Source organism: Methylophaga sp. UBA3192 (assembly GCA_002363955.1).
Classification (GTDB): domain Bacteria; phylum Pseudomonadota; class Gammaproteobacteria; order Nitrosococcales; family Methylophagaceae; genus Methylophaga.
Genome location: DEXE01000009.1, coordinates 59,395 through 71,120 on the forward strand (window position 1 = coordinate 59,395; position 11,726 = coordinate 71,120).

The following is an 11,726-nucleotide window of genomic DNA, read 5'->3' on the forward strand; positions in this document are numbered from 1 at the left end:
TCAGATTCAGAATTGCAGTGGTGGATTTAAACGATCGGCCATTGCCTGGCCTTCGGCCAAATCAATGGTACCTTCATAGATGGCGCGACCAATAATGGCACCCATGACACCTTCGGATTCGTAATGACAAAGCGCTTTGATATCGTCATAGTTGGTTACGCCGCCAGAAGCGATGACCGGAATATTGATGGCGCGGGCCAGATCTCGTGTTGATTGCAAGTTCACTCCCTGCATCATTCCGTCACGACTGATATCAGTGTAAATAATGGCTTCTACCCCATCCTGTTCAAACTGTTGAGCAATATCGATCACGTCATGGTTGGATAATTTCGACCAGCCATCAATGGCCACCTTGCCATCTTTGGCATCAAGTCCGACGATGATATGGCCGGGAAACTCGGCGCAGACATCCCCGACAAAATGGGGTGCATTAATGGCTTTAGTACCGATAATGACATAGCGAACACCAGCATCGAGATAGGTTTGAATAGTGTCTTCATCACGAATACCACCACCCACCTGCACATCCAGATCCGGGAAAGCGGCACAGATTTGATGAATAACATTAGCGTTAACAGGGTTACCCGCAAAAGCACCGTCCAGATCCACCATGTGCAATCGCTTGGCACCGGCTTCAACCCACCTTGTCGCAACGGCCAGCGGATCTTCCGAAAATACAGTGTTATCTTCCATGCGTCCCTGACGCAATCGAACGCAGTGACCCTCTTTAAGATCAATGGCAGGGATTAATAACATAACGCTTTCTCCATCAAACAAATTGTCAGGACTGACCGTCCCAGTTAATAAAATTTTTCAATAACTGCAAGCCGGCATGTTGGCTTTTTTCAGGGTGAAACTGTACGGCAAACAGGTTTTCTTGTGCCAATGCGGCAGCAAAAGGTAAAGCGTAATGACTGCGGCCGGAGATTTTGGTTTCATCTGCAGGCTGCACATAAAAACTATGAACAAAATAAAAACGACTATTCTGAGGTATATCTTGCCACAAGGGGTGTGCGAAGGTTTGCTCGACTTCATTCCAGCCCATGTGCGGTACTTTCAGCCCCTGTTCAACCGCCTTTTCAAAGTACAGAACGTCACCTTCAATGATGTCCAAGCCATCTGAGCCCTGGTTTTCCTGACTATGGGTTAATAAAGCCTGCATGCCGAGACATATTCCCAGGAATGGTTTCTGACTGGCCATTTCGATGATGAGTTTGTCGAGTTCAAGTTTTTTGAGTTCTGCCATGCAGTCCCGAATAGCGCCTACGCCAGGAAACACAATATGATCAGCGGCACGGATCTCGGACGGATCAGCGGTAACAAAAATCTGAGTGTGGTTATCGGCTACGGTTTCCAAGGCTTTGGAGACTGAGCGTAAATTACCCATGCCGTAATCAATAACTGCAACGCGACGCATAAAACAAGGACCTGAGCTAGAAAAGTAGAGTTAGAAAATCGTTAATCGATTATAAAGCACCCTTGGTGGAAGGCAATTGTTGTAAAGCACGTTCATCCAGCGTGACAGCCATACGCAGAGCCCGCCCGAAAGCCTTAAAAATCGTTTCTGCGATGTGGTGCGCATTACGCCCTTTGAGGTTATCAATGTGTAAGGTGATGCCGGCGTGATTGACCAGTCCCTGAAAGAATTCATAAAACAAATCCACATCAAATTCACCAATTTTGTCGCGGGTGAAAGTCACATCAAATTCGAAGCCGGGTCTGCCTGATAAATCAAGTACTACTCGAGATAAAGCTTCATCCAAAGGCACATAGGAATGTCCATAACGGACAACGCCTTTTTTATCACCCAGTGCCTGTTTTAATGCCTGGCCAATGGTGATGCCAACATCTTCAACCGTGTGGTGAGCATCAATATGCAGATCACCATTTGCTTTGATTTGCAGATCAAATAAGCCGTGACGGGCAATTTGTTCCAACATGTGATCGAGAAATGGCACGCCGGTTTCGGATTGGAATTTTCCGCTGCCATCCAGGTTGATGGAAACTTCAATTTGGGTTTCGAGCGTGTTACGCGCAACATTGGCGCTACGAGCGGTCATTAGCTTTCCTGAAAACTGAAATAAAAACAAATAATAACTGTTTCAGTGCCGGGTTTGAAGCGTTATCATGGCCTGTGACTTTTTTAGGGAAAATAAAATGACACAAGCCAGGGTGATAACGCCATTATTTGAAGATTTTGCCAAGGTTGAACATCATCATCAACTTGCCTGTCAATCATGTGCTTTATACCGGCTATGCCTGCCTTTGGGGCTGCATCGGGATGATTTATCCAAACTGGATCAGATCATCAAGCGCAGTGCTGGCTTCAAACGACATCAAATTCTGTTTGAACCTGCCTCAACCTTCAAGACGATATTTGTTGTTCGTTCAGGTTCGTTCAAAACCACCATTTCAGCGGCTGATGGACGCGAACAGGTCACTAGTTTTTATTTTCCCGGAGAGTTTATCGGGATGGATGCCATTTACCAGCAACGTTATTTATCAACGGCTCGTGCACTTGAGGCCAGCAGCATCTGCGAATTACCTTACGAGCGCTTGCAGGAGTTCAGTGCCACGATTCCAGAGTTACAGAATCAGTTAATGACGCGATTAAGTAAAGAAATGTCAGCCGATAAAAATTTATTACTGTCTTTGGGTAAAAAGACCGCTCAGGAAAAGCTGATTAGTTTCTTATTATCACTTTCTCAGCGTTTCAGTGAACGTGGATATTCTGCTTTGTCGTTCCAGTTGACAATGTCACGTGGTGATATCGCAAACCATCTTGGCCTGGCGATTGAAACGGTCAGCCGTTTATTTACGCAATTACAGGAACAGCAGTTATTAACGACGCAAGGTAAAGAGGTAACGATTCTGGATCTGCCGGCATTAAAACAACGTTGTGGATAACCTGAAGTCTGTTGATCTTCAATAACGCAATCCTAAGGGCCGGAACTTATTCCGTCGCAGGGTGTTGAACATGACTTAAATAGTACACCGCAGTATTTCCCTCTTGAGAGAATACAGGAGCTCCAGTAGAACTGCGCTCAAAGATAAACACACCCAAAAAACATTTTATTGACCTGGATCAATGCCGAAACACCGGTACTCCGTATGATCTGAAACTGTGTATCACAACAGATTATTATTCGGAGTCGTCCCATGAAAAAAATTCCCCTGATTTCTTCTATCCTGCTGGCTGCTGGTTTGGCTGGACCTGTTACTACTGTTATGGCTTATGAGGCGGGTGACTGGTTAATCCGGGGACGTATTATCAATGTTAATCCTAATGACAGCAGTGGTAGTCTGACGGTTAATGGCGCTGATACAGGAACGAAAGGTGTGAAAGTAGACAGTGATACGGTTCCGGAGTTGGATATTACCTATATGATCACGCGAAACTGGGGGGTAGAGCTGATTTTAGGTTATTCAGAACACACGGTTACTGGTGAAAAATCTTGGGCAGTCCTGGGCGATGTTATTGATACCAAAGTGTTGCCACCCACTTTGACATTGCAATACCACTTTCTGCCAGACTCCAATATTCGTCCTTATATTGGCGCCGGTGTGAATTACACGTATTTCTTTGATGAAAAAGTCCCCAGTAGTTCTCTGTTAAGTAATTCCGGCGATAAAGTTAAACTGGAAAGCTCATGGGGCTGGGCGGCACAGGTCGGTGTGGATATCGCCATTAACCAGGACTGGTTCGTCAATATGGATATTAAATACCTGGATATTGATACCACTGCCCGGTTTAAAAATACAGCGGTCGGTAGTGCTAAGATTAATGCAGATATTGACCCGTTTGTTTACGGTATCGGTATCGGTCGACGCTTTTAAGTTTCTCTCCAGGTTTGTCGAAAAGCCCTCTTCAACGAGGGCTTTTTTATGTATTGGAGTGCGGCATGACCAGAGTTTTCAGCCTAACTCCACATGCTGCGAGAACGGCAAAATAAATCATCGCAGACAGTCCAATCAGCCCCATTAATACACCAAACCGGTGCCAGCCTCCCCAGCTTATCCATTCATTACTGTTTGGATTAGTCCATAACAGGAAAAATACAAGAGCGAGATTGGCTAATAACATGCGGATAAAGAATATTCCCCAGCCGCTAATCGGCTGATAAACCGCTTTTTTGCGTAATGTGTAATACAGCAATCCGGCATTGAGCATGGCAGACAATGCCGTTGCCAGAGCCAGGCCGACATGGGCCAGATAAATCATCAGGATAATATTCAGCCCCATATTGCTGACCATCGCAATAATACCGATTTTGACTGGGGTTTTTGTATCCTGGCGGGCATAAAAGCCCGGCGCCAGAACCTTGATGAAAATAAACGGCAACAATCCAAGGCCATAAGCCATTAAGCTTAAAGAGGCCTGATGAGCATCATAAGGTGTAAATTCACCATATTGAAACAGGGTAATCAATAATGGCTCAGCCAGAATGATCAAGCCGATAGCTGCCGGGGTGCCGATTAAAAATACCCAGCGTAATGCCCAGTCAATTGTATGTGAGAACTCCTGCATCGAGGCTGTTGCATGTTTACGGGAAAGATTGGGCAAGATGACCGTCGCCAGGGCAATGCCCAAAATGCCCAAAGGAAATTCAACCAGTCGATCCGAATAATACAACCAGGAGATACTGCCGGTGATTAGAAATGAAGCCAGCAAGGTATCCAGCAATAAATTGATTTGTGAAACAGATACGCCAAACATGGCAGGTATCATTAGTCGCAGAATTTTCTGAACGCCCTCATCTCTCCAGCCCCAGCGGGGTTTTGGAAGACTGCCGATCTTCATTAAAAACGGCATCTGAAAGAGTAATTGCACTATCCCGCCGATAAATACCCCCCAGGCTAATGCTTTAACCGGCTCATCCAGATGTGGTGCCAGCCATAAGGCACAGCCAATCATCGAAATGTTCAGGAAAACCGGGGTAAAAGCAGGTACGGCAAACTTGCCATAACTATTCAGAATCGAACTGGCGAGTGCGGTTAATGAGACAAACAGAATATAAGGGAAAGTTATTCTTAACAGCTCTCCGGCCAACTGTAATTTTTCCGGTTGATCAATAAAGCCGGGGGCAAACACAAGAATGATGACAGGCGCGGCAATGACGCCAATCAGCGTAATGAAAAATAAAACCCCCGCCAGGGTGCCGCTGGTAGCAGCAATAAGTTTTTTTAAATCACCATCGCCACGTTCACGATATTCGGCAAGAACGGGGATAAAGGCCTGGGAAAAGGCGCCTTCGGCAAACAGGCGTCGCAGAAAGTTGGGTATTTTGAAAGCAACAAAAAAAACGTCAGCCCCCATTCCTGCACCAAGGAATCTGGCAATCACAATATCTCGAACAAATCCCAAAATTCGGGATAAAAACGTCATCATGCTGACAACGATAGTAGACTTAAGCAATTTTTCTTTCATGGGCGCTTAATTATTTAGTGAGTAAGCCTGCCAACGTGTCGCGGAGAGCCAACGATGCAGAATATGTTTAAAAATGTCCATTCTAAGCGTTTTTTGCTGACATATCTTGGCTTGGTGGCATTATTATTACTGTTTTTTCTTACGTTCAGTCCGCAACACCAAACGGATGAGTCTTCAGGCCAGGTTGACGCGATGCTGACGCAGTTTGAACCAGTATTGGAAATTCCACAGTTTCTGGGACATAACATTGACAATACGGTGTTTACCAATGACGCATTAGTGGGTAAATGGAGTTTTGTGTTTTTCACATCAGCAGATTGCCTTGACTGTGATGCGATCCTGAAAGTTTTGAGCAATTTAAAGGCTGGTCTTGCCAATCGAACAGTTCAAGTTGTGCTGATTGATACCACCGGTCAGCAGACAAGACAGTTGCTTGCGCTGAGCCAGTCTCACAACCTTCAGGGCCATGTCATTTCTGTTTCTGCCGCAGCATCTGCTAAACAGGAACTACAGGCATTTTTTACCCGAAGCCGGGCATATGCACATCAGGATCTGGCTCATGCGGTATTTCTGGTCAATCCAAAAGGATTACTTACTGCCCGCTTTCAGGCACCATTCACCTCGGTCATTTTGAGACAGAGTTTTATTCAAATCCGCGCTGAATATGCCAGTAAAGGTTAATCACTCTCTTCCATGGCTGCGGTAAAGCTCAATGATAATTGTTCCAGTGTGCTGGTTCGGCGGAAGCTGGGTCGCCAGACCAGTCCGATTTCACGTTTTGCGAGACTATCCTGCTTTAGGGGGCGCAGACAGATATCTGCATGACGCACCATATCTGAATTAATCGCCATCTGTGGAATCAATGTTATTCCTAATCCGCTGGCCACCATTTCTATCAAGGTATACAAACTGGTCGCCTGAAAACTCCGCCGCTGAGCAGATGCCGGTAACTGACAGGCACTTATGGCATGTTCCCGCATACAGTGGCCTTCTGCCAGAAGTAATAATTCATTGATGGGTAGTTGGTGGGGTTGCAATGTTTCATAACGGCTTAATGGGTGCTCTTTGGGTAATGCAACCCAGAAAGGTTCTTCGGCGATAACACGATAATTCAGATTTCGAGTATTAAACGGAAAGGCTAATATCGCCACATCAATACTGCCATTTTCAACTTGTGTTAATAATCTTTCGGACTGATCCTCAATAAGTAATAGCTCTAACTGTGGCAATTGCTTGCGTATACGGGGCAATACACGGGGCAATAAAAATGGACTTATTGTCGGAATGACGCCAATTCTTATCCTGCCGGATAAAGGGTTTTTTTCTGCTTGAGCCAGATCCACTAAATCATCACTGAGTGACAATATTTGCCGAGCTCGTTCTGCAACCTCCTCCCCAATAGGTGTGGTCAATACTTTTCTATTGGTTCTCTCAAGTAAACCTACTTCTAACAGGTCTTCCAAATCCTGAATTCCCGCGCTTAAGGTAGATTGTGTCACATGACATTTTTCTGCAGCTCGTCCGAAATGTTTTTCTTCAATGACAGCGGTTAGATACTGCAGTTGGCGTAAAGTGGGAAGTCTCATAATCGTTTTAATCACTTAATAAGTTGATAATGATTTGCTTTGAACAATTTATCATAATTTGAATGACAATTATGCAATCAACGTAAAACCTGTTTTGTTGTAAGATGTCACCATATATTTAACAATTTTAGTCGGAGATGTTTATGCGTAAATGGCAGTGTTTGGTTTGTGGGTTTATTTATGATGAGGCTAAAGGATTGCCGGAAGAAGGTATTCCGCCAGGTACGGCATGGGATGATATTCCTGATGACTGGGAATGCCCGGAATGTGGCGTTGGAAAAGAAGATTTTGAAATGCTGGAAATCTGATAACAGCATTACTTGATTAAAACCTAAATGTATCGATTTTGAGGTTATGAGATATATAAGGCCGAAATCATAAAACGAAACGCTCTTATTATTATTTGATAGATATAACGTGCTGACGGAATTAACTCTTACCCATTTTCGAAATATTCAAAAGGCCGTTGTTTATCCAGACCCTGGTATAAACATCTTGTCAGGCGAAAATGGATCTGGCAAAACCAGTGTTCTTGAGGCCATCTATTTACTTGCTATGGGGCGCTCATTTCGTACCCGAAATTTAAAAAATGTAATACAAACGGATGAAGTGCATTTTCAGGTGTTTGCCAGAATCAAACCAGGTATTCCTGTGGGACTGCAGTTTTCTTCTGCTACAGGGATTCAAATCCGACTTAATAATGCGCCCTTGAAAAAGCTTTCTGAGTTAGCCAGTCATCTCCCCCTACAGTACATACCAGCAAATTGTCATCAGTTTTTTGAATTGGGGCCATCGTTCCGAAGGAGAGTTGTTGATTGGGGATTGTTCCACGTGGAACAAGATTTCTTGTTTCATTGGCAAGCCTATAAAAAAATACTTTCTCAAAGGAATGCTGCTTTACGAAATAATAAGCCTGTAACTGAAATTAGGGTATGGAATGTATCTTTAGTAGAGCACGGTTTACATTTATCAAGATACAGAAACGAATATTTAATGCAGTTATTAATCAGCTTTGAAAAATGGTTTAACAAACTATGTAAAGATTTTAATAATGCAAAGTTTGAATTAAGGTATTTGTCTGGTTGGCCTAAAGAACATGAGTTCAAAAATGTCATCGAAACCACAATTGATAGAGATCGTGCATTGGGATATACACGGTCAGGACCACATGCGGCTGATTGGTCAATCCGAATAAATGGAAATGATCCTGCTGAAGTCCTATCTAGAGGGCAGCAGAAGTTGTTTTTTTTGGCGATTAGCCTTGCACAAATTTCGCTCCTTCAGCAGTTTAATGAGCAAAAAAGTATTTTATTGGTAGATGATATTAGCTCAGAACTGGATGTTCAACATCAGCATTTGGTGCTAGATTGTATTAAAGATTTACGGGTTCAGACCTTTATCACAACAACTAGCTCTGAGCTTAATGCAGCTATTGAAAATGATGAAAATGGAAGTTTGTTCCACGTGGAACGTGGGGAGTTAAGACAGATATAGTCACGCTGTCAACCAACGACGATACATAGTAGAATGGACGATTATGCATCACCTTGCTGTAAATGGATTAATTTATGACCACTGAAAATAATAGTTACGATTCTTCCAACATTAAAGTTTTAAAGGGATTAGACGCTGTCAGAAAACGCCCAGGCATGTATATAGGAGATACAGATGATGGTACGGGCTTGCATCACATGGTCTTCGAAGTTTTAGATAATTCAATTGATGAATCTCTAGCAGGACATTGTACTGAAATCAATGTTCGTATACATCCAGATGATTCAGTTTCAGTAGAAGATAATGGCCGCGGAATTCCCGTGGACATGCATGAAGGTGAAGGCGTTTCTGCCGCAGAAGTTATCATGACTGTACTGCATGCCGGCGGCAAATTTGATGATAATTCATATAAAGTCTCAGGTGGTCTTCATGGGGTTGGTATTTCAGTGGTCAATGCATTATCAAAAAAACTGACACTTGAAATAAAACGTAACGGTTATTTTCATAAACAGAGTTATACACACGGTGTACCCGATGCGCCATTAACAGCATTTGAAGCAACCGAAGAAACTGGTACAAAAATACAATTTTGGCCGAGTGAAGAAACCTTTACCCAGATCACCTATGATTACAAAATTCTTGCCAAACGAATCCGGGAACTCGCTTTTTTAAACTCAGGCGTCAGAATAGTACTGACGGATGAAAGGGATGAGAAAACTGAAGTCTTTCATTATGAAGGTGGTATCAGCGCATTTGTTACGCATCTGAATAAAAATAAAACCTTCGTACATGAACACGTCATTAATATAAGTGGCACAAGAGACGACGTCGTTGTTGAGTTGGCAATGCAATGGAATGATTCTTATCAGGAAAATATTTATTGTTTTACCAATAACATTCCACAACGAGATGGTGGTACACATTTGGCTGGTTTTAGGGCAGCACTGACCAGAAGCTTAAATCAATATATCGACAGCGAAGGTCTGGCGAAAAAATCAAAAGTGGTCACCAGTGGTGATGATGCACGTGAAGGGCTGACTGCTGTGTTATCGGTTAAAGTACCTGACCCGAAATTTTCATCACAGACAAAAGATAAGCTGGTTTCATCAGAAGTTCGTACCATTGTTGAGTCACTGGTAAATGAACATTTCCAGGACTTTCTGATTGAAAATCCAAGCGAAGCAAAACTGATCGCCAATAAGATGATTGATGCGGCACGTGCACGGGATGCTGCACGTAAAGCACGTGAGTTAACGCGACGCAAGGGCGTATTGGATATTGCCGGTTTACCGGGAAAACTGGCAGATTGCCAGGAAAGAGATCCAGCACAATCTGAACTGTTCTTAGTGGAAGGGGACTCGGCCGGTGGAAGTGCCAAACAAGGCCGCGACCGTCGAACTCAGGCAATTCTACCTTTGAAGGGAAAAATCTTAAACGTTGAGCGCGCTCGATTTGACAAGATGATTGGCTCTGCTGAGGTAGGAACATTAATTACGGCACTAGGGTGTGGTATTGGCCGTGATGAATATGATCCGGAAAAGCTTCGCTACCACCACATTATTATCATGACCGATGCGGACGTCGACGGTTCACACATCCGTACCTTGTTACTCACGTTCTTCTACAGACAAATGCCAGAATTGATTGAGCGCGGACATGTGTATATCGCACAGCCTCCTTTGTATAAAATCAAAAAAGGTAAACAGGAACGTTACGTTAAAGATGACGCTGAAATGGAACGCTATCTGACGGAAGTCGCTTTGACCAACGCGGTACTCTATCCAACCGCAGAGGGTGTTCCAATCGAAGGCAATGCACTGGCGCAACTGGTAAATGAATATCAAACTATCAGAGCGATCATCACCCGGTTAGCCAATCATTATTATCCGGCGTTTCTGGATGAATTGATCTATCAAACAGCGATACCTGAATTTACCGATAACGCGGCAATGAAAGCATGGTTGAAAGCCATTGAGCAACGGATGAACTCAATTATGCCAACCGGCACTTATTTTGTTCTGGATCTGCAAAAACATGACAAAGAGCCTATGCCGCATGTGAATATCAGCTTTACCCGGCATGGCATCAGTAATGACTTTCATGTGCCCGGTGAGTTTTTTGCCAGTACGGAATATCAAAAAATCATGTCTTTCTCTAATAAAATCAATGGCCTATTCGGTGAAGGGGCCAGAATTGAGCGTGGAGAAAGAAATGAAAATGTTCAGCATTTCTCCCAAGCGGTTAAATGGTTAATGGCCGAAGCGCGTCGTGGCCAGCATGTACAACGTTATAAAGGCCTGGGTGAGATGAATCCAGAACAGTTGTGGGAAACCACCATGGATAAATCAAAGCGTCGCCTGCTCCAGGTAAGAATTTCAGATGCCATTACTGCAGATGAAACCTTTAACACTTTAATGGGCGATAACGTAGAGCCGCGGAGAGAATTTATTGAAACCCACGCTTTACAGGCATCGAACTTAGATATATAACTATAGGGAATTCTTCCCGTTACACACGGTCATAAAGAAGGCCATTCAGTAAATCTGAATGGCCTTTTGTTTATTATTCAGGAGAGAAAAATGTCGATGAATGACGCTCGTTATGATCAAGGCCAGATAATTTTGCATTGGTTAATAGCGGCGATGATATTTTTTATGTTGGGTTTGGGATTGTGGATGGTAGGATTGCCAAAAGAATCTGAATTGCCACCAGGACAGGAAAGCGTACGTGCATTCTGGTTTTTATTACATAAATCAATGGGAATCACGATCGCTGCTTTTATTATATTACGTGTAATATGGCGATTGACCCATACTGCTCCCCCGTTACCAGATAGCGTGCCGAGTTGGCAGCAAAGACTGTCTGGCTTTGTCCATTTTCTATTATATGGATTGATGATCGCCATGCCGATAACAGGCTATCTTCAATCAATGTACAGTAAATATGACACAAAGCTGTGGGGGGTAACGCTACCTCGATTAGCAGAGGGTGATGCAGTCGCCAGAGAAACGTTCACCGACATTCACCAGGCATTAGCGTATATTTTTATTGCTGTATTAGTACTACATGTTGGGGCCGCTATGAAACATAGGTTAAGCGGCTCTGAGGTGACGCGCAGGATGTCATTATGGAAATAGCGGGATATATGTCGCTAAATATAAAAAAAGGCCCTTATAAGGGCCTTTTTTTAGGAATATGACCCGTCCTAAATAAGGTTG

The 11,726-nt window shown here is 43.6% G+C and carries 12 protein-coding genes; 7 read left to right on the top strand and 5 right to left on the bottom strand.

What is annotated here, in order from left to right:
- Positions 1-6: 6 nt before the first annotated feature.
- From hisA to hisB, 3 genes are read right to left on the bottom strand one after another with little or no spacing between them, the layout of a single operon-like run.
- On the bottom strand, positions 7-756 hold the full coding sequence (gene hisA / locus B2337_RS14345; protein ID WP_292361091.1) for a 1-(5-phosphoribosyl)-5-[(5-phosphoribosylamino)methylideneamino]imidazole-4-carboxamide isomerase: 750 nt from the start codon (positions 754-756) through the stop codon (positions 7-9).
- A 25-nt stretch (positions 757-781) separates the two neighbouring features.
- Positions 782-1,417 (bottom strand): imidazole glycerol phosphate synthase subunit HisH, encoded by a 636-nt coding sequence (hisH, locus tag B2337_RS14350; protein WP_292414623.1) that lies wholly within the window; start codon positions 1,415-1,417, stop codon positions 782-784.
- 49 nt (positions 1,418-1,466) lie between these two features.
- Positions 1,467-2,060 carry an imidazoleglycerol-phosphate dehydratase HisB gene (gene hisB, locus B2337_RS14355; protein WP_292361086.1) on the bottom strand — a complete coding sequence of 198 codons (594 nt, stop codon included), beginning with the start codon at positions 2,058-2,060 and terminating at the stop codon, positions 1,467-1,469.
- A gap of 97 nt (positions 2,061-2,157) precedes the next feature.
- Between hisB and fnr the strand changes: the two genes are divergently transcribed.
- Together fnr and B2337_RS14365 are read left to right on the top strand one after the other, a co-directional pair.
- On the top strand, positions 2,158-2,907 hold the full coding sequence (fnr, locus tag B2337_RS14360; RefSeq protein WP_292361084.1) for a fumarate/nitrate reduction transcriptional regulator Fnr: 750 nt from the start codon (positions 2,158-2,160) through the stop codon (positions 2,905-2,907).
- 252 nt (positions 2,908-3,159) lie between these two features.
- Positions 3,160-3,837, top strand: a complete 678-nt coding sequence (locus B2337_RS14365) for an OmpW/AlkL family protein (RefSeq protein ID WP_292361082.1) — start codon at positions 3,160-3,162, stop codon at positions 3,835-3,837.
- Positions 3,838-3,883: 46 nt separating this feature from the next.
- On the opposite strand, the gene murJ is transcribed toward B2337_RS14365, so the two are convergent.
- Positions 3,884-5,428, bottom strand: a complete 1,545-nt coding sequence (gene murJ, locus B2337_RS14370) for a murein biosynthesis integral membrane protein MurJ (RefSeq protein ID WP_292361080.1) — start codon at positions 5,426-5,428, stop codon at positions 3,884-3,886.
- Between the two features lie 54 nt (positions 5,429-5,482).
- On the opposite strand from murJ, the gene B2337_RS14375 reads away from it, so the two are divergent.
- Positions 5,483-6,109, top strand: a complete 627-nt coding sequence (locus B2337_RS14375; RefSeq protein WP_292414624.1) for a redoxin domain-containing protein — start codon at positions 5,483-5,485, stop codon at positions 6,107-6,109.
- Here the strand turns inward: B2337_RS14375 and B2337_RS14380 are convergent.
- Positions 6,106-7,014 (bottom strand): hydrogen peroxide-inducible genes activator, encoded by a 909-nt coding sequence (locus B2337_RS14380; RefSeq protein ID WP_292414626.1) that lies wholly within the window; start codon positions 7,012-7,014, stop codon positions 6,106-6,108. The genes B2337_RS14375 and B2337_RS14380 overlap by 4 nt on opposite strands.
- A gap of 143 nt (positions 7,015-7,157) precedes the next feature.
- Between B2337_RS14380 and B2337_RS14385 the strand changes: the two genes are divergently transcribed.
- The 4 genes from B2337_RS14385 (at position 7,158) to B2337_RS14400 (ending at position 11,645) form a co-directional block, all read left to right on the top strand.
- Positions 7,158-7,322 (top strand): rubredoxin, encoded by a 165-nt coding sequence (locus tag B2337_RS14385; protein WP_292361074.1) that lies wholly within the window; start codon positions 7,158-7,160, stop codon positions 7,320-7,322.
- Positions 7,323-7,431: 109 nt separating this feature from the next.
- Positions 7,432-8,508, top strand: coding sequence for a DNA replication/repair protein RecF (gene recF, locus B2337_RS14390; protein ID WP_292414627.1), 1,077 nt, complete (start codon positions 7,432-7,434; stop codon positions 8,506-8,508).
- Positions 8,509-8,582: 74 nt separating this feature from the next.
- A complete protein-coding gene (gene gyrB, locus B2337_RS14395) occupies positions 8,583-10,997 on the top strand; it encodes a DNA topoisomerase (ATP-hydrolyzing) subunit B (protein ID WP_292414628.1) in 2,415 nt (804 codons plus the stop codon).
- Between the two features lie 90 nt (positions 10,998-11,087).
- On the top strand, positions 11,088-11,645 hold the full coding sequence (locus tag B2337_RS14400; protein ID WP_292361068.1) for a cytochrome b: 558 nt from the start codon (positions 11,088-11,090) through the stop codon (positions 11,643-11,645).
- Positions 11,646-11,726: the final 81 nt, after the last annotated feature.